Annotated in this window: 22 protein-coding genes and 1 pseudogene; all 23 read right to left on the bottom strand. The window is 31.9% G+C overall.

Features of this window, described 5'->3' with window-relative positions; translation table 11 throughout:
• Nucleotides 1–13 precede the first annotated feature (13 nt).
• The 23 genes and pseudogenes from JO40_RS09790 to JO40_RS09680 all read right to left on the bottom strand — a co-directional run bounded on the left by JO40_RS09790 (nt 14) and on the right by JO40_RS09680 (nt 19,260).
• A complete protein-coding gene (locus JO40_RS09790; RefSeq protein WP_044979175.1) occupies nt 14–691 on the bottom strand; it encodes a hypothetical protein in 678 nt (225 codons plus the stop codon).
• Between the two features lie 223 nt (nt 692–914).
• Entirely contained in the window at nt 915–1,613 is a 699-nt protein-coding gene (locus JO40_RS12905; protein ID WP_010690396.1) for a hypothetical protein, read from the bottom strand.
• 151 nt (nt 1,614–1,764) lie between these two features.
• On the bottom strand, nt 1,765–2,139 hold the full coding sequence (locus tag JO40_RS09780; protein WP_044979174.1) for a hypothetical protein: 375 nt from the start codon (nt 2,137–2,139) through the stop codon (nt 1,765–1,767).
• Between the two features lie 516 nt (nt 2,140–2,655).
• Nucleotides 2,656–3,144, bottom strand: coding sequence for a hypothetical protein (locus JO40_RS09775; protein WP_044979173.1), 489 nt, complete (start codon nt 3,142–3,144; stop codon nt 2,656–2,658).
• A 148-nt stretch (nt 3,145–3,292) separates the two neighbouring features.
• Nucleotides 3,293–4,117, bottom strand: coding sequence for an HAD family hydrolase (locus JO40_RS09770; RefSeq protein ID WP_245608846.1), 825 nt, complete (start codon nt 4,115–4,117; stop codon nt 3,293–3,295).
• Nucleotides 4,118–4,152: 35 nt separating this feature from the next.
• Complete coding sequence (locus JO40_RS09765; protein WP_044979169.1) at nt 4,153–4,950, bottom strand: hypothetical protein; 798 nt, start codon at nt 4,948–4,950, stop codon at nt 4,153–4,155.
• A gap of 104 nt (nt 4,951–5,054) precedes the next feature.
• Entirely contained in the window at nt 5,055–5,753 is a 699-nt protein-coding gene (locus JO40_RS09760) for an NTF2 fold immunity protein (RefSeq protein ID WP_044979168.1), read from the bottom strand.
• 102 nt (nt 5,754–5,855) lie between these two features.
• Nucleotides 5,856–6,176, bottom strand: a complete 321-nt coding sequence (locus JO40_RS09755; RefSeq protein WP_044979167.1) for a type II toxin-antitoxin system RelE/ParE family toxin — start codon at nt 6,174–6,176, stop codon at nt 5,856–5,858.
• On the bottom strand, nt 6,176–6,421 hold the full coding sequence (locus JO40_RS09750) for a type II toxin-antitoxin system prevent-host-death family antitoxin (RefSeq protein ID WP_044979166.1): 246 nt from the start codon (nt 6,419–6,421) through the stop codon (nt 6,176–6,178). The genes JO40_RS09755 and JO40_RS09750 overlap by 1 nt, the downstream gene beginning before the upstream one ends.
• 388 nt (nt 6,422–6,809) lie before the next feature.
• Nucleotides 6,810–7,382 (bottom strand): hypothetical protein, encoded by a 573-nt coding sequence (locus JO40_RS12900; protein ID WP_049992339.1) that lies wholly within the window; start codon nt 7,380–7,382, stop codon nt 6,810–6,812.
• Nucleotides 7,383–7,797: 415 nt separating this feature from the next.
• Nucleotides 7,798–8,397, bottom strand: a complete 600-nt coding sequence (locus JO40_RS09740) for a hypothetical protein (RefSeq protein ID WP_044979165.1) — start codon at nt 8,395–8,397, stop codon at nt 7,798–7,800.
• 166 nt (nt 8,398–8,563) lie between these two features.
• Complete coding sequence (locus tag JO40_RS09735; RefSeq protein WP_044979164.1) at nt 8,564–9,334, bottom strand: hypothetical protein; 771 nt, start codon at nt 9,332–9,334, stop codon at nt 8,564–8,566.
• A gap of 94 nt (nt 9,335–9,428) precedes the next feature.
• Nucleotides 9,429–9,704, bottom strand: coding sequence for a helix-turn-helix domain-containing protein (locus JO40_RS09730; RefSeq protein WP_044979163.1), 276 nt, complete (start codon nt 9,702–9,704; stop codon nt 9,429–9,431).
• A 7-nt stretch (nt 9,705–9,711) separates the two neighbouring features.
• Nucleotides 9,712–10,098 carry a type II toxin-antitoxin system RelE/ParE family toxin gene (locus JO40_RS09725; protein WP_044979162.1) on the bottom strand — a complete coding sequence of 129 codons (387 nt, stop codon included), beginning with the start codon at nt 10,096–10,098 and terminating at the stop codon, nt 9,712–9,714.
• Between the two features lie 138 nt (nt 10,099–10,236).
• Complete coding sequence (locus JO40_RS09720) at nt 10,237–11,340, bottom strand: DUF3800 domain-containing protein (protein WP_044979161.1); 1,104 nt, start codon at nt 11,338–11,340, stop codon at nt 10,237–10,239.
• Between the two features lie 182 nt (nt 11,341–11,522).
• Entirely contained in the window at nt 11,523–12,416 is an 894-nt protein-coding gene (locus JO40_RS09715) for a hypothetical protein (protein WP_044979160.1), read from the bottom strand.
• A 315-nt stretch (nt 12,417–12,731) separates the two neighbouring features.
• Nucleotides 12,732–13,433 carry a hypothetical protein gene (locus JO40_RS09710; RefSeq protein ID WP_044979159.1) on the bottom strand — a complete coding sequence of 234 codons (702 nt, stop codon included), beginning with the start codon at nt 13,431–13,433 and terminating at the stop codon, nt 12,732–12,734.
• Nucleotides 13,434–13,564: 131 nt separating this feature from the next.
• Nucleotides 13,565–14,095 carry a hypothetical protein gene (locus tag JO40_RS09705; protein ID WP_044979158.1) on the bottom strand — a complete coding sequence of 177 codons (531 nt, stop codon included), beginning with the start codon at nt 14,093–14,095 and terminating at the stop codon, nt 13,565–13,567.
• Nucleotides 14,096–14,425: 330 nt separating this feature from the next.
• Nucleotides 14,426–15,085: a hypothetical protein gene (locus tag JO40_RS09700; protein ID WP_044979157.1), complete on the bottom strand. Its 660-nt coding sequence runs from the start codon at nt 15,083–15,085 to the stop codon at nt 14,426–14,428.
• The gene (locus tag JO40_RS09695; protein ID WP_044979156.1) at nt 15,075–15,431 is read right to left on the bottom strand and encodes a HepT-like ribonuclease domain-containing protein; all 357 of its coding nucleotides are present in this window, start codon (nt 15,429–15,431) and stop codon (nt 15,075–15,077) included. Before JO40_RS09695 ends, JO40_RS09700 begins: the two co-directional genes overlap by 11 nt.
• Nucleotides 15,415–15,723, bottom strand: a complete 309-nt coding sequence (locus JO40_RS09690) for a nucleotidyltransferase family protein (protein ID WP_002673432.1) — start codon at nt 15,721–15,723, stop codon at nt 15,415–15,417. The genes JO40_RS09695 and JO40_RS09690 overlap by 17 nt, the downstream gene beginning before the upstream one ends.
• 240 nt (nt 15,724–15,963) lie before the next feature.
• Nucleotides 15,964–17,235: pseudogene (locus JO40_RS15260) on the bottom strand (integron integrase).
• 624 nt (nt 17,236–17,859) lie between these two features.
• Complete coding sequence (locus JO40_RS09680) at nt 17,860–19,260, bottom strand: hypothetical protein (RefSeq protein ID WP_420864559.1); 1,401 nt, start codon at nt 19,258–19,260, stop codon at nt 17,860–17,862.
• Nucleotides 19,261–19,264 lie beyond the last annotated feature (4 nt).

Below are 19,264 nucleotides of genomic sequence, written 5' to 3'. Positions count from 1 at the left end.
CGGGTGTTAGGCATTATTGTTTATATCCACTGAGCTCCATTATTTGGGATAAATATTTCCAATAATTTTCTGCACTTTTTTTATACTTTTTAATATTTCTCTCATCTAATTTATATTTAAATTTTTCATTAAAGAATAGATAGTTGAAAAAATGATATACAAGTTTTTCTTCTTCTTTTAGTTCCGAATATTCTATTTTTTCTAATAGTGATTTATCTTCTAAAAAAATATATTCCTGAATTCCAGGATCTAAATCCATACAATAATAATAAAATCTTTCATCAAATGTTGTAGGATCATTTTTCGTATTTCCCCAAACTAACCATGGCCATATATCAAGTAAAAACTTATTAATTGGTTGCTCATATTTTCCATAATTAAAAGAACCTTGATTCCAATCATTAGTAACTAAATCACCATTTTTATTGAAAACTACTTCTTCACCAGTTTCTTTTGTATAGACTACATTGTCATTTTCATTTCTCATTTTATGAATATTATTTTCATAAGCAAATTTTAAAATATAATTTATTATAGATATATTTTCTTTTGGAATTTCTTTTGTAATATCTATATTTAATTCTTTTAATCCGTCTTCCAGATATTTTTCTAAATCAATTGTATTTTTTGAATCTTTGAATACAGAAATAATATTTTTTTCTGCAAAGACATTTGAAATCAACAGTAACATTAATGTAATTAAAATAAATTTTTTTTCATTTTCTCTCCTGCGCCGAAGGCGTCAGCCTAACTGCCGCTTAACCTGCATTTGCGGCTTGTCCGCAATGTCAGGTTGAAGCGGGTGTTAGGTTTTCTTTTTTACTTACCAATAGAATAACTATAAAGCATTTTTCTAAATTAGTCCAATATTTCAACATATAATATCAATATTAGACTAATCTTGCTTCTGCACTCTACTGATTATATGGTATTACAACCTTAATTTGCCCATCAGACATCTCTTTTATCGTTATTTTTATTTCCGCTCCATTATTCAATATTGCTGTGGCTTTATAAAATCCATCAGATACAATTTCATCTATTGTTACCTTTTCACATTCTATATCTGTCGCAAATAGTTGCTCTTGTATAATTGTAGTAACAATTGGTCGCGCTGATTCCTCTATATCATTTTGTACTCCTAAAATAAATGACAATATAAAAAATAGTGCTATCACAGCGGAAAATATGTAATAAAATATTTTCTTCTTTTTTAATTTCTCATCACTAGGAATAGGCGTAACACCCGCTTCTTCTACTATCTTTTTACTGTCATCCCCTACGACTTCATAACCTTCTTTTAATTTTTTCTGGATATAGTTTACATAATAATTTTGTGTTATCACTAAATTTAACACTATAATACCTAATGTAGCTATTAATCCATAAAAACTAAATGCAAATGCATTAACAACAAAAATTAAGGCAAATGCTCCAAGCAATATCCCCAAACCTTTTTTATCAATAGGTTTGATATTCAAAGGCGGTAAACCATATCGCAACTCAATCAAAGTCTGCAATACGGTTAATTTTACTTTTTGTGAACACTCAATACTGATAGTTTCACAACCTGCTTTTTCAAGCTCAATTTTTACTTTTGGATTTTTACTCATCCTTTACGCTCTCCTATAAATTTATTTTTAGATCGAAATAAATGTTATAGGCCGGTTCCGCACAAACCTTTCCGCAAGCGGTTAGCTTGTCAACCTAACATTGTTTTAAAGCGCATTGCACGAAAGTGCAATGTCGGCTTTGAAAACGGTGTTATGTGATTTTCTTTATTTTCTTAACCTTATAGTTAATTAATTCCAAATCAAAAATTTCATCATTTTCATTATAAATACGAATCGTATCATTATCAATCAATTCTGTTTCTTTGATAAAAATCCATTGAACATCTTTTTCTAAAAACGGATTATACCATATTGAATAAATTGATATTGTTTTCTTTATTTTTGAGTCTTTAATAGATTTAATAATCATCTGACCGGTTCCCTTAAAAATTCCATCTGAATAATTTACAATATACTCGTATCCATTATGAATTATCGATGGAACTTCTGGAGGCGGAGTCCTTTTTGCATATAAAACCAAGAGTGAAAATATAAATATACTTAATAATATGATACTTTTTTTCATTAAACATACCTATTCTAAAATGCTTCTTCGCCCTTGCCCTAAAGTTCAATTCATTTTTTTTTGATTACTTTTTTTTGCGGCGAATATTTTTCTTTTTTTTCACATGCGCCCCAGTGGGGCGTCCACCTAACCAACGCTTAACCTGCATTTGCGGCTCGTCCGCAATGTCAGGTTGAAGCGGGTGTTAGGTTTTACTTTTATTTTGCTATATCATATTTTTACCAATCTATTAATTTAGGACTTGGATTAAATATGAGAAAATGTTACCAAACATCCATTCTGTTTAAAATTTTTTAATATATCTTTTCTTTAGCAAGAAACTAAAAAAATTAATAGGTCTCTAATTAAAAGCACGAAAATCAATTTTTACCCTTTTTATAGATATTGAAGCCGAAACCACCGGAAAAATACTAAAAAAGCACATCATTCTTTCTAAAAACATCGTAGAAATAGTTAGCTTGCAATATCATTTTTCAAAAATTGATTTCCGTGTATTAAAGGCAAATTCAACTTTTATTATTCACTAAAATCGAAATCATTATCATCAAAGCTGCTATCATAATCAGAAGGTATGCAATATTCTCTTGAAGATGGATCAGGCTCCAATTCTTTAAGTGTTCTGACACTCCATTGTGCAGAGTCGTATGCACTTTGTCCTCCCTTTGAAACTGCTATAAAAAAATGTAATGCGAGGTAATCAGGTACACCAGCTCTCAGAAGATTTCTATAGAAATTCTCATCTGCTTGTTCCTTTGACATTCCCAATGTGCTGTAGTCTATATCATGTTGATCGCATGCACCTCCATCACCAAGTGAATTGAGAAGATTTACCAGTGCTGCTGGAGTACCTGCCGCTCCGCATCCATTTGGAAGTGTACCAGAACGAGCAATTTGCAGAAGCCGATTTTTTTCGGCGTTAAATGCAGTTTCAGCATAGCATATCTGAGAATAAGCTTCAATTCCTACAAATAACGCAATTACAAAACAAAAAAATATTTTTTTCATAAAATCCTCCTATGATTTTATAAATTTATTTTTGATCGAAATAAATGGTATAGGCCGGTTCCACACATGCCTACCTTCAGGCAGGTCAACCTAACTACCGCTTGACCTGCATTTGCGGCTCGTCCGCAATGTCAGGTTGAAGCGGGTGTTAGGTGATAATTCCTTTTTCAACAAGAAATTTAGCAATGCCATCGTTGTCATTTGTCTCAGTCACAAATTTTGCAATTGTTTTCAATTCACTAATTGCATTTCCCATTGCTATGGCATTTTTACAAAATTTGAACATTTCAATATCATTGTAATCATCACCAAAACAATATATATCATTAGAACTAATTTTATATTTTTTAGAAATTTCATCAATTGATTTCTCTTTTGATGCATTCTTATCCATTATTTGAATTAATGTCCTTGAATCCGTTTCTATTACATTACAAATGTTATTAAACTTTTCATTTAAATAATTTAAATCTGAATAAGAATTTATCAATATCTTATTCGGATTTTTTTGAAGTAACTTAGCCTCAGTAATAATTTCAGGACCATCCTTTACAGAATAAAAACCCTTAAAATCAAAATCTGAAGATGAAAACCATTTATCATTATCTTCGATAGAAACCACGGCAGATTTATCATTTTCTTTTATATAATAAAATACTTCCTTAAAGACATCTTTTTCTATAAAATGAGAAAAAGTTATACCATCAAAACAGTGAACAAGAGCACCATTATAATAAATATTATCAGTTGGAACTCCAAGTTTTTTAATCTTAGAATCTATGCTTCTAGGAGGGCGAGCTGTTGCTATTACAATTTTATGACCGGCTAAATATAGCTTTTGAACAGCACTTTTATTAGATTCAGATATTTCCTTTTTAGAATTTAATAAAGTTCCATCTAAATCAAATACAAATAACATTTTTCCTCCAAGCGCCCCTGAGGGGCGTCCACATAACATTGTTTTAAACTGCATTGCTGCTTGACCGCGTGTCGGCTTTGAAAACGGTGTTAAGTTAATTTACTCATCATTGTAAATATTTCTATAGGATCTACCTCAACCTCAGCCTCTCGAATACTTTTCATAGAATTTAAGTAATTGATTTGCCATAGATATTTGTCAACTACTCGTTTATTATTAGAATTATTATCTATCTCTTTTGTAGACATTTTAATGGCTTCTTCATATAATTGTTCGAATGAATACGATTTATCACCTAACCCAGCACAACTAACACCACAGAGATAATTTAAATAGTTTAAATAATACTGGTTCGTTTCGTTATTATACAAAAATATTTGTCCATTTTGTATCTTAGCCATTATATTTACAGATTTAATCTTTCTATCAAATTCGAGTATTTCTTTTGCTAAATTTTCTTCAATAATAATATTTGGATAAATAGCTAATTTGCTCTCTAAATTATAAGCGCAATTGACAGCTGGACCGAAAACAATATTCTCACTTAAATCAAAATACACATCGCCATAAGCAATTCCACCTCGACAAAGAAAACCTTTTGAAAGAAAGGTAGCTATAGTTTGTGTAGTATTGTAAAGGCTTTGATATATTGCTTTTAATTTTATATCAGTATTATTTTGATATTCATCCTTTAATGCATAAACAATATAAGCACAATCAGAGAAGGAGAATACACAACGATCAACAACTGATGTATTTCTATGCCTTTTTTGAACATTATTCATCTCTTTACGAAATACTTGCGTAATTGATAAATTAGTATCAAAATCTCTCCCCTTTGTTCCTAATACATCAATAAAATAGACCAAACCTTTTTTGTAACCCATGGCATTTTATCTCCTGAGCCAAAGCCGTCAACCTAACATTCGCTTAACCTGCATTTGCGGCTTGTCCGCAATGTCAGGTTGAAGCGGGTGTTAGACGATTTTTTTTATTCACTATGAATCAATGATTCAATTTCAGAAGTTTCAGAATTTATTATAATTTCAAATACTCCACCGACCCATCCATCTGGAAGAGAACCATGTATAAACCATTTATTTTTATATTTACTTATTACATAAGGCATTTCTTTTTTTATCTGTTCTTCCGTATAAATTGGAAATAAAGTATTTTCTACGATGTCAATTAAAGCTTCAATTTTTGAAAGTTTATTCCTTTTAGGTTGAGCACCTGCATATTTAAATTTCTTATTTTCTTCTATAACTTTTCTAACCCAATCTGCATAAAGTTCATTTAAATGTGAAACTGATTTTCCTGAAATAGATTTTACTTCATAAGTATTAATATTAAATTCATATATCTCATCATTCTCATTTATGATTGATATAATCTCATCGTTTTTAAATTCCATGCTTTTTATAAATATCCACTGAACATCAGACTCTAAAAATATATTTATTTTTTTTGCATAAATAGGAACAGTAAATATATATTTAGGCCTGTCAATTGATTCGATAACAATTATTCCGAAAAAATACTTTTCATCACTTGAAATTTTTCCAGCTGCTTTGTAAGTAAAATTATCTTTTGTTAAATATTTTACTTCTGACGGCGGAAGCCTTTCTGCATAAATATTATACATAAGGAAACAAAATACTAAAACTAATACATTTAATTTTTTATTCATTTTTTCTCCAAATAAGCGGCTCTGTGAGCCGTCCGTATAACTACCGCTTAACCTGCATTTGCGGCTCGTCCGCAATGTCAGCGTTGAAGCGGGTGTTAGATGCTATTTGTTATTCTCTCCAAACAAAATACGAACAAAATCTCTTCTTGAATACAAAATCCTTACAATTCTTATAACTTCGTCTTCAATTCTATAAAGTATTGAATAATTATTTGCAAGCACGAACTTATAATCTGTAGGAAATGAAACATATTTTCCCACAGGAATCCCTACATTTGGAAAAGCTGTCAAATTTTCATAAGTTTCTATAATTTTTGAAATGGTATTATGTGCGGCAATGGGATTTTGAAGTTCATTCTCGATATAATTTTTAATTTCAAGTAAATCTGCTGCCGCTTGCGGAGCAATCTTTATCTCAAACATCAAAGACCCGCCATTTTTCTGACTTCAGTTGTATCCAGCCATCCGTTTTGCAAAGCAGATTCTTCACCTTTCTTCAATTCAGAAAAAAGAGTTTGCGTAGCCGTCAATTTTTCGTAATCTCTTATGGAAATCACAGCATAACACCCCCTACCATTTTTAGTAAGAAAAACCGGCGATTCATCAGCAACATCCTGCAAAACTTCATTATAATTACGCAAATCCGAAACAGGTTTTATAGAAATCATACATACCTCTAATATTCGTAATATTTTACGAAATAATTATCTTAAAATACTTATAAACTGTCAAGTGGATTAAACTCTCATATTTTTTACTAATTGTGAATAAAGAGCTCTCTATGACCATCCAAAGGACTTTTAGTTCGTTGATTTCCTTAATAAGTTAAAAAACACTTGGATAAAAGTTTACTTTTTCTTACTCAATTAGTCATTATGATAAAACATAACTTTAATCAAAAAACGAAGTTATTAATTTTGGTTTTAAGTCTTAATTTATAAAAATATATCACATTTTTCTAAGTTACAGTTTATCGTGCCGTAAGGCATCCGTCTAACTACCGCTTAACCTGCAACAAGGCTTGTCCTTGTTGTCAGCGTTGAAGCGGGTGTTAGCTTAAACATCAAATTCTTCAAATTGCTTTATTTTATACTCAGAAATCATTTTTTCTAAATAATTATTATATTTTTCCTCATCTACATTTAAAAATGATTTATTATTTGTTTCATCAGCAATAAATATATTATCAAAATTTTCTTGTAAATCATTTAAGTAGACTTTATTTTCTTTTAATATTTTTAATTCAGATATTATCTGTGATTTATTGTATCTTATTAATTGATCCACTAAATCAGAATCAGAATAATTAATTGTATCCTTAAAAAATGAATAGTATTCATCGATTGTTTTCTTTACATATAAGTCTGAGAATATATGCAGCCTTACTCCTTCAAAAAAATACTTAGAAAATTTTGAATAATTATTAATACAAAATTCATTCAATAATGATAACTGGAATCCCTTACCTTCTTTTATAAAATGACTTGTGTAGAAAACATCTTTATTAGTAATATTGAATAAATCAGGATAAATTGAACCAAGAAAAAAATCAGAAATATCTAACAAATTCAATTCCATTCCATAAAGATATTTTTTTGCAATTAATATGTGTGCATATTTTTCTGGCATTTGTACTCCTACACCGAAGTCATCATTCTAACATTAGCTTAAGTTTTTCCTAACATTATTCTTAAATTAATATTTAATCCAATATATATCAACATCTATTTCAGGAACACCCAATAATTATTGTCGATATATTTTGTTCTGGAATAACCTTGTTTACTAACATCATATAAACAATTGATATAAATTATATTTTATAAAAAAGCGCACGATAGTGCGTCAAGCTAACTGCCGCTTAACCTGCACTTGCGGCTTGTCCGCAATGTCAGGTTAAAGCGGGTGTTAGATTTTATTTTTCCAACAAAAACTAACACATTTTTTCGATTTCCTTTATATACTTTGACTATATTAAACTTCCATTAAAAACAGTTTTGCATATTTTACGGAACTTTTTATATGCAAAACTGTAAAGTTATAACTATAACTTATATCCAACACTAAAACCAAGGTTAAACATAAAACCGCTCTCTTTCGTTGCTGCTGAACCCATATTTTTATTCATCTGAAATCCAAGTAATAAACTAGGCTTTAAAAATAATCTTTCTTTTACATAAACATCTGATCCAACACCAAATGCAACATAATGTCGATGAAAATTATAACTTGAATCAAGCTTCTCTTTATAATTTTCTCCATCTTTTTTACAAGAAATATTAAAATTTAAATCAAATCCAAACAGGGGATAAATCTTTGCAATACCAACTGTAAATGGATATTTTCCAAAAAAAGCCATATTAAAGTAACTCATATTAATTCCAGATACCAAAGGAGTAACTTCACTACTACCAAAGCTAAAACCGAGAGTACCCAAAACATATTGTGCATCAAAAAAACATTTTACACCAAAAAAATTACCAGTTGCTTTAGGGCTAACCTTAAACCACCCTGTATCAATCTCTGCTTTTTTTGTGGCATGTGTAAAATCAATACCACCACCAACACTCAGATCAATTGCAAACAATGATGTAGTACATAATGCTGCAACTAATAACATTGAAACTAACCTCTTTTGTTTCATCTTTCAACCATCCTTTCGCAATGTTTTTTTTTCATTGCAATTATCTTTATTTTTTTGGTCGAAAGTCTGTTTCGATTGGTTCCGTACCCGCCTGCCACAAGGCAGGTCAATCTAACATTCGCTTGACCTGCATTGCCGTAAAGGCAATGTCAGGTTGAAGCGGGTGTTAGGTAATTTTTTTATAAATGAAATCAATAATAATCTCAGATCTCAATATCTTAATTGTTTGATTACTATCATAATATTCTATCCCTATACCAATTATCTCTGGATTTTCATTACTATTTGAAAGATCAAATTTCCATACAGCACTTCCACTAAGGCCAATAGGTTTTGGTAGTTTTTCAATTATCACTTTATCACTTTCCGAATAACGTGGAAGTCTATTGCTATACTCACCATAAATATACTTTTCATCAAAGCTTATTATGGGTTGTAGTACATGAAAAGGATAAAAAAGTAATTTTCCAGTTGTTTCATTCTTTAGTTTCTTTGACTTTTCATTTTTTCTTACTTGATTAACATGCGATTTAGTGAATCCACAATAGTGTACCCAATTTGATTTATCAATCTTTTTAGACAAATTACTAATTTGAACTGGTTCTATTCCTTTGTATGGAATATCTGCTATCTCAATTATTGCAATATCCAAAATTGAATCAAACCAATAATTAATATTTTCTCTAAGAAATATTTTCCATGATTTAACCAATCCATCACAAGGTCCATCTTCGTAATTATAAAAAAAGGGGATAAGAATAAACTTATTATTCTCTGTTACATGAAAAGCAGTTACAACAAAGAATCTATCAAGATGTTTTAGAATAAAACAACTTCCTTCAAAAACATTTTCAGAATTATATATCCATGATAATGGACCAAATGTTCGATCTAAAAAAACATTCCATTCATGAGATTCAAAATACTTATTTCCCATTTTTCCTCGCCCGCCGAAAGCGTGAACCTAACTACCGCTTAACCTGCATTTGCGGCTTGTCCGCAATGTCAGGTTGAAGCGGGTGTTAGCACTTTTAAATTCTTTCTATGTTTACCTTGTAGCCAAGAGAATTTACAACAGATAAAAAAGTTTGATAATTTATTTTATCTGCTGTTTTATTATTTCGTAATTTTTGAATGATTGTCGGTGATACTTCAGCTTTCCTCGCAAGTTCTCTAACAGATATATTTTCCTCTTCCATTTTTTCAAGGATAAATTCCGATAGTAGAAAGTTATTATACTCTTTATCAAACTTCTTTTTTTGTTTTATATCATTTTTTATGTATTTATCAAAGGTCGACTCTTCCATAATCACATCACTCCTCATATAAATGTTCATATATTTTTTTATTTTCTAAAGCGATTGTCTTTTCTGCCAACGGCAGTTTATTCGTTCTTTTACAAAATCCATTTGTTACAATTATTTTCTGTCCTTTCTTAAAAAAACATAAATATCTATCAGGCTGAGGTTTAAATGCATAAATTTCATCTCCTTCATATCTGAATTTTGTTTTATCAAATATTTTACCGAAATCACCTATTTTCTTTACCAACATAAGAAATTTTCGTTTTTGAGAAGGTGATGCTTTTCTAAAGTATTCAAATGCTTGACTATATCCTGCTTTATCATAAAACCATTCAATTCTAAAAAAGACACCTTCATATATCAAGCAATTTTCTTTATCCATATTATATTGTACCATTTTTATGATACAATATCAATACCTACTACAATAAAATTTAAAAAAATTATTCTTTTTTTGCACCGCGAAAGCGGTGTCATGCTAACTTCCGCTTGACCTGCATTGCCGTAAAGGCAATGTCAGGTTGAAGCGGGTGTTCTACGGTTCTAATATTTTATTATTTAACAGATATAAGTAACTATATTTATATATTTCTTGTATCTTTTTTGATTTATTTGTTTTTCTTGATAATTCATACATTAATCTAAGATAAATATCTCTATTTGAAATAGATACATCTGATATTAAGTTTAATGGCAATATCGAATTATCATTAATAAAACTTGAAGCTGTGTTTTTTATAATCATTTGTCCAAATTCTGTTTTTTCATTTTTTACCGCATAACAAATAGATGCTGCAAGGATATCAGCTATTTGTATTGATAAAATATCCTTTGATTTTGCAGGAATAATTGCCTCTTGGAGATTAAAATTAATCCTAAGTTTCTTCCCAGCAAGATACTGATACAGAACTCTCTCATCACCAATCATAATATTGTGCATAGATGTATCGGAGAAGAGTGGACGTGATTCATCACAAAATACCTTTAATGGTTCTGCAGAATTTCCTGCAAATTGAGTTAATAATGAAAACAAACTTGTTGAAGTAAGATCAAGCAACCAATGTTCTATTTCTGAATTAAAGTCTATGTCAGATGCTATTTCTTTTTTGTTATTTACACAAAAATTGTAAAACCATGACAAAGGATGATCTTTTTCTGGTTTATGACCTAACAATTCTAATCTATATCCTGGTTTTTGCTCTTTCACAAATTGATAAAACCCATTAAAAATTGACTCCGCAGTCTTATCAGATGCAATAAATCCTGTATAAAAAAAAGATGCCATAAAGGTGTGAAACCCCATACCATATAGCAATGTATTTACTTCTGAAAATACAGGTTCATATGTATACTCGAATAATTTACATGCCAGAGCATACTTTTTATTATGAATGACATATTTTACACTTGGTCCAAAATTGTCCCATAACTCTGTTAGAAATTTCTGCCCTTTATTACTTCGACAAATATTTTTCCCTTTTACTTCGCTGTCTATATAATTATATTTTTTCTTTAAACTAGCAAACAACTTTTCCTTATCTGAATCAGATTCAATTCCGAGGTAGCAAAAAAATGCTTGATCCTTATCAAGTAAATTATTGCCAGTATAACCAGCTTCATCAAAATAGAGCGTTTTCATATTTATCCTTGGTTCAATCCGTAGAACTGCCGCTTAACCTGCATTTGCGGCTCGTCCGCAATGTCAGGTTGAAGCGGGTGTTAGATTATCTTTTTATAACCTGTATATTTTTCTGTTATTTACTTAAATAACAAGAATTATACTCATATCCATCCAAAATTATAATAATACCTGTTTAATAATTATGGTTGAATAACAGGAGGTTTTGGCGCCTTTTTTATTTCATCTACAGTCGGTTTTGAAACTTTTTCAAATGTCCACTTTGATTTCATAGGTTTTTCTTTATCATCAAAATCAATCTTCATCATCCCATCAATTATTAATTTGCTTTCAGTAATACTAAAACTTCCAACCATCGTCATTAAGTCTTGACATATCGCTATCTGTTCTCCAGCACTAATATAATTTTGTTTTGATTTAAATAATCCATTTGATAAATTTGGTACAGGTGATGGATTTGGTACACCACTAATTTCTACAGCGTTATATAATTCATTATTTTCTAAAAAAAGAAAGTATACTGATGACTTCATAACTTTACTAGAATCACTTTCATCTATCGCTGTTTCCAGAGGATATTTAATTTCAAATGACTCTTTTTCTAGTCTTACTGATTTTAATTCCCAAACCGAAAATAGCTTATTATCCACAGCTTCAGCATTTTCAGCTTTCTTATATCCTAATAAAACACCTTTTTTAGAACCCTGCTTACAAGTCCCGAATATTGTGCCTGATTTTTTATCAACTGTTCCTGAAATTGTAATATCATAAGTTGCATCGTTTACTTTCGTATAAGCAGTAAATTTGCCATTCTTTTTTATATTTCCGGTTATGAGAAAGATTTTTCCTTCTTGTTTAAATTTTCCGCTAATAAATCCAGCTTCATCTGCCTTTATCTTCCATAATACGGAAACCTCGCCTGAACTTATTCCTTCATACGACCCGACATACTCTGCTGCTATCTCAGCTTTACCAGATGATCCTCCATTAGTTGTAACACAACTAGTAGTTAATACTAATGCACTAGTTATTAAAACTAATGCTCCAATCATTGAAACGATCTTTTTCTGTTTCATCTTAACCTTCCTTCTTGCAATGTTCTTTTTCATTGCAATTATTTTATTTTTCGGTCAAAAGTCTGTTCCAATTGCTTCCGTACCCGCCTGCCATAAGGCAGGTCAATCTAACATTCGCTTAACCTGCATTTGCGGCTTGTCCGCAATGTCAGGTTGAAGCGGGTGTTATGGCAAAACTATTTCTTTTACAGAATTAGATTTCTCAATTTCTTTTTTCTTTCAGAAATATTCTTTCCATTTTTTTAAAACTACACTTCTATTATTATAATTACCGAAGTACCGTAAAGCCACATACTACCACTACCGTACTTCGCCCTAAAGTTCACATTTTATTTCAATTTCAATAACAGTTTTGAATTCCTCTTCTTGTCTTCCTTCTATATTTAGATTGCCTTCAATATAAAATTTATACTTCCGCTTTCCTATTTTTTTAACTTCAGTGATGTGTATCCAAGCAGCATAAATCTTTTTATCTGCTAATTCTGTTATACAATCAATTGTTTTTATTTCAGTTCCATCAGAATAATGGTAAAATACAATCTTTTTCATCATAGAGTCTGGATCAATTAAAATATTACCTTCGACATCTTCAAATGGATAGTATGAGTTTACTACTCTGACAATAGAAAGATCTTCGTAGCTTCTGTATTCAAATCTTATTCCTCCTCCAGAAGTGCCCCAAACTTTAATCAAGTAATTCTTTGTCCATTTTACATCATCACATGCCCATCCAGGCTCACATTCAGCTATTATTTTCTTTGTTTTCAGATTATATAATGTCATAAGGGATGCTTTAGCCTTATCAGGTCTATGATAAACAAGCATTTTTTTATTATCAGGAGAAATGTAGAAATCTTGAATGAGTTCCCAGTTCTTAAAATTTGTAATCTGATTATTGTTTTCGTCATATATTTGCTTATTATATAGTTTTCCATCGATTCTAAATTTTATTTCTTGCGTAAAAACCGATAAAGATATGACAATCAATGTTGAAAATACCAAAAATACTTTTTTCATTTTCTTCCTAAAACGCAGCCCAATGGGCTGTCGCCATAACATGCAGTTAAGCTGCAAAACGTACCGGCTTCTAGCCGGCCGCTCTCTTCAGAGCGGGTTTTGTCAGTCTTGAACTGCGTGTTAGACGCTTTTTAATATTTTTTATCTTTAATCTGTTTATAATTATTTCTAAACATTATTGTACCAATTATCATTACTAATATTCCACCAAAAGAAACGCCCCAAATTGAGCCTCCTACCCATGCATAGCGTATCATTGCTCCAAATTCATCCGGAACTCCAATAAATGTTTTTTTATAAAATTCAGGACCGAGAACTGATAATAATATCGCAATAATTCCACCTAGCACCCAAAGTGCGATTGTTATAAGACCCATAAATAAAATCCATTTTATGCTTGAAACAACAGCTAATTCTGCTTTGTTTGAAATAATATAAACACAAGAAAATACTAATGAAAAAAACATTCCCTGTATTATTCCTTGATATATACCTTGAGCTATCGCTGTTTGTATAATATTTTTTATACTTTCCCAATGCATTATTTTAATAAAGTAGTCCGGACTTACAATAGAGTTTATTAAATTAGTAAGACCTCCAATAATGCCAGGTAGTATAATACAACTCAAAAATATAACACAAATTCTAATCATTTTTCTCATTTATATCCCCTTAACAAGTTAAAAAACACTTAGATAAAAGTTTATTTTTCCTTACTCAAATAGCCATTATAATAAAACATAACTTTATTCAAGAAACTAAGCTATTAATTCGGGTTTTAAGCTTTAATTTATAAAAATATATGCTATTTTTCAAAGTTACAGTTTATCGTGCCGTAAGGCATCCGTCTAACTACCGCTTAACCTGCATTTGTGTCTTTGCCGATGCGAAGCGTAAGGCAAAGTTGGCGCGAAAGTTGCATAAAAAAGGGAGCGCAGGCGACCGTCCAAGCAACTTTCGTGACAAAACAAATGTCAGCGTTGAAGCGGGTGTTAGATGTTTTCATCTATTTTATTGGCTTTTAAAACTGCATGTATCATATCATCATTTTTATATTGCTCGCCTAATTCTTTTATATTCTCAATAAATTTCTTACTATCTTCAATATATTCATAAAAAGAATACACCTCAAGATTTTCTTTTGCATAACAATAAAATATGTCATTATATTTTTTACACAATTTGAAAAATAACTTATAGTTTTTTGTTTTAATTAAATAATATAATAAATGCATTACAGGGTGTATAATAGTATCCATTATCATATACCGCCATAATTCAAATGAAAAACCTGTTGGCAAATCTTTTCTCTGTAAATCCGCTTCTGTATACAATAGCACAATATTTTTATATTCATTCAGTTCAAAGATTAATTTCTTCTGTAATTCTGTAATATGCTTATTCTTATTTTTTATATAATTTTGTTTATTGAATATATCGATATTACTTATTTCTTGAAAATCTTGGTTATGTACAATAGCGTTTAGTTTATTTTTTGAAAACATAATCCATTCCAAAAGATGCGCAATGACATCTTTATAATTCCAATCATCGTAATTACTGACAAATTGTTCGCTTTTGTAACCACTTATAAAATCATCAATATCTATTTCTATTTTATTGATTTCTGTTATTATTTCTTTAATTGTCATTTTTCTTTTTTTCTGTATTTATAATTTTTATCAGCTGGTTCTTAAATTCAGGAATAATGTTTTTTGCAACATCCCACACAATTTCATAATCAACGGAAAAATAAACATGAATGAGTTTATCTCTCATACCGGCAATATTTCTCCATGGAACTTCTTTATATTTAATTATTACATCACTTGAAATATTTTTAACGGCTTCTCCGATAATTTCAATACTTCGTGCAAAAGCTCGTTGCGTTTTTTCATCTTTTAAAAATACTTCTTCTGATATGGTCCTTGTTTCAGATTCTAAAAAAACAATTTCATCAAAAATATGCTTGAATAACTCTTCATTTGATCGATACATATTCAACCTCATTGAGTATTCTCTGACCAATATAAGGACTTAAACTTTCTATGGTTAATAAATCTATTTTTGTATTCAAATTATCTTCCAAGTAATAAACTAAATTTATAAAGTTATTATAATTTTTTTTATCAGCATGGAATTCTACTAATATATCAATATCGCTATTTTTATTTTGTTGATTATGTACATAAGAACCAAAAAGACCTATTTTTTTTACGCCATAGGACTGGAGAATGTTTTTATTATATTCTAAGAAATTAAAAATCTCTTTTTTTTCTTTAGGTTTCATAGCTCTATTATACTTTTTTTTAATATTAAATCTAGCTTTATATCTAAAAATTCAGCTCGTGCAGTAGCACGAGTCCATCTAACATTCCTTCGACCCTTCCTCACTATAGCATAAAAACCAATAATTTGCAATCTAAACTGCTGCAAAACAAAAAAAAACATCTTTCTACCATAAATACAAATCAGATAAATAGATGGTCGGCAGATTAGGCCTATCCTCACTAAACGGAGAAAAGAAAGATCACATCCTGTCGATAGGGCTTTGAATACCTAGTCCGCCGCGGTTTAGGACATGGGTGTAAACCATAGTAGTTTTAACATCGCTGTGGCCGAGAAGCTCTTGGATGGTGCGGATATCGTAGCCGGCTTCAAGCAGGTGCGTTGCAAATGAGTGGCGGAAAGTGTGACAGCCGATTGGTTTAGGGATACCTGACCTTAAAACCGCTTCATGCATGGTACGCTGAATAACCGAAGGATCGATATGATGCCGCCCCTGCTCGCCGGTTTCTTTATTCCGCCATCGGCGTGCTTGGGGAAACACCCACTGCCATGCCCAAGTTTTGCCGGCATTGGGATATTTTTTTGCAAGAGCAAACGGAAGCGGCGCCGAACCGAAACCGTCCTTGCAGTCTGCCTCATGAATACGCCGGACATTTTCCAAATGTTTTTGAAGCGGAAATTTAAGCGAAACAGGCAGAACGGTCTTTCGCACCTTTTCCGCAGTGTACCGTAATTTCATTTGCAGAAAAATCTATATCCTGCACACGCAGACGGAGAGCTTCCATAAGCCGCATTCCGGTTCCGTAAAGCAAACGGATAAGAAGCCCGTAATCGTTTTCAGGCAAAAGAGAGAATATCTTTGCAGTTTCCTCACGGGTCATTACGGCAGGCAGCTTTTTAGGCTTTTTAGCACGGACTATATTTTCAGGAGTCTTTATATGTAATCCTAATATATTTTGTATAAAAATAAAAGAGCTGCAAGAGCCTGATTTTGGCTTGAAGAGGCAGCCTTTTCTTTTACTGCAAGACGGCTCACAAAGGAATTTATTTCCTTATCGGAAAGAGTTTTAAGATTTTTATTATTATTTTCACGAATAAAGCGGCTTATCCAATAGCTGTAGATCTCCATTGTACGCTTACTGTAGTGTTTAGCAGTAATAACTTCTTCCAACTTATTTAAAATATACTGAATATCCGGTACAGTATGATTATTCCTTTCTCTAATAATTTCGGTATTCAAAGGCTCAATATCATGAGGCTTTCTATCACTAAGTCCAGAATCTTTAAAGGTAAAGCCGGAATCCCCTCTGCATAGTCCTTCATTATAAAGGTTGTTTAATAACATATCGCAAGAATTACGGTCGGCAGGTATAATCCAGAAACATCCGACCGGTATCCAAACCCTGTTAGGTACTTTTTTTATTGATTGCAGAATTTTAGAAAAATCTTCTCCATCAGCTTTAAAACGCACCGACAAACGTTCTTTTTCATAAGGCTTAATTTCAATAAACATAAAAACCTCCTTAAAAAAGCACAATACACATTTTTATGACATAGCTTATCCATGGTCTATTATGATGATTAATCTTCCCATCTCAATAAACCTAAGTAAAAAATTATGCTAAAGCATTGACCTTTAATAGATCAACAGGCTTAAAGCATAAAAAACATTGTAAGAAAAAGCCAGCCTTACATAGCCGAAACATACTATAAGCGGCAGTTTTCTTAATGTATAAGTCAATTATCGCACATTTTTATGGAATATGCAAGTATTTAAGATTTTTTGGAGATTAGAGGAAGAGAAATAGCCAAGCCGTAAATAGAGGGTACAGATACAAGGCGCGTACAAAAAACACCCACAGGCGTGCTTTGTGCACGCCGAGCATTCATTTTTTCGCAGCAACGCAGTAGTTCGATGAAAAATGTACGTCCTTGTACATTTTTCATCTTAGAGTTTGTGGCAAGCACAAACTCTCAAATCTTGGAACCACCGCCATCCGTGGCGGGGGATTAATCCAATCCGGCAATAGGCGAGCCGAGGACGCGAAGCGAATAAAAATTAACCGGAGGCGTATCTTTGATACGCTGAGGATTAATTTTTATGAAGCGACAAAGTCATCGGCCGCATATTGCCGGATTAGAAGGTGCCGCCGCCTAAACGGAACGAAAGACTATACCTCACCTCACCCTTCGTCTTTGAATCGGGACTTAAGGGATAGCTAAAAGAAGGCCCTGTACTCATACTAGCAAATTTATAGATTCTCCAGTTAAGGGTAAGCGTTGAAAGACCTTCAAGCTCCGATATAGCAAATTGCTGAAAAAGGTTTAGGCTCAACTTATCGGTACCGAGTTTATTTTGGCTTATATTAAGAGCTATATAGTGTTGGCCTATATTTCCCATAGCAAAAATATCACCTGAGGCAAGGACTGAAGGATGAGTGTAATTCTTATTTTTTATGTGCACAGCAGCCTTTGAAAGAATATCTTGAGCGGTATCCGTATTGGAGTACCCGAAGCCGTTATAAAAATATTGTAAAGCGATACCGGTATTGGTGTCGGCATTTGAATACGAAGCACCGAGGGTTGCCTGAAAAAATGGCTTATTTTTTTCAGGATAAGGGCTCATATCGGCCTTATAATAGGTATAGTCGCTTCCCCAAGCAAAAACGCCCTCACCGAAGACGGCAACCTTTCCTGCAATGCTGCCCGAAACGGTGGTAATAAGACGAGGGGCTTTTTCGTATTTGTACCAGCCTCCAAATCCCAATTCCCAGTTGCCGACAACAAACTCGCCCTTTGCGGCTCCTGCCGTGTATTTGGGATCATAGCCGTCTTTGCCGTCACCCTGCCCCGGAGGCAATAGATAGAGCCAGATATTGTGCTGGGTTTTGGGAATTATTATATGGGTTCTTAAAGAAATCCCTCCTTCCCTATCAGCCGTAGGATCTTGAGGATCGATTCTTGAAATATTTATAACATCGGCAGGACTATAAAAATAACCGGTTCCCCATTTTACCGCATGTTTTCCAAAACGGAAAAAGGCAATGTTCTTAGCGGAAAAATCAGTGTAAAGCTCTTGGATTTTAATATTAGGCACACCTGAGCTTTCAACAAAAGCAGGTAATTTTAAACCTGCAAATGTAGGAGGTATACCAGACGCAGAGGGAATAATTGCAGCTCCTTGTCCAGACAAACTCTTCTCGAAGGGAAAACCGAAAAGAAATTTTCCGTAAAGTTTTAAGTCTTCATTGGGACGGGCATCAAAAAAAAGGCTTCCGTTTAAGGTTGTGTTAAAGATTCCCTTTCCGTCTTTAAAAGATTTAAGGTAATCATTCTTCTTTGAATATGGGTCGGCCCAAGAATAATTTATTCCCATTGAAGAACTTAAACTTCCGCCTATTCTCAATTTTTTTGACTCAAGGCTAAGGTTTGCCTTTTCAAGATCAGCCTTAAACTTTAAATTACTCTTACTGTCAGAACCAGCTTCTTCGGCAGATATAAGGGTATCTTCATCTCCGCCGAAAAGATCATCTTCCAAATCG

The sequence above is a fragment of the Treponema putidum genome (genome assembly GCF_000755145.1).
Classification (GTDB): domain Bacteria; phylum Spirochaetota; class Spirochaetia; order Treponematales; family Treponemataceae; genus Treponema_B; species Treponema_B putidum.
Note: the sequence above shows the minus strand (reverse complement) of the source record. Positions and strands in the feature narration are given on the sequence as shown.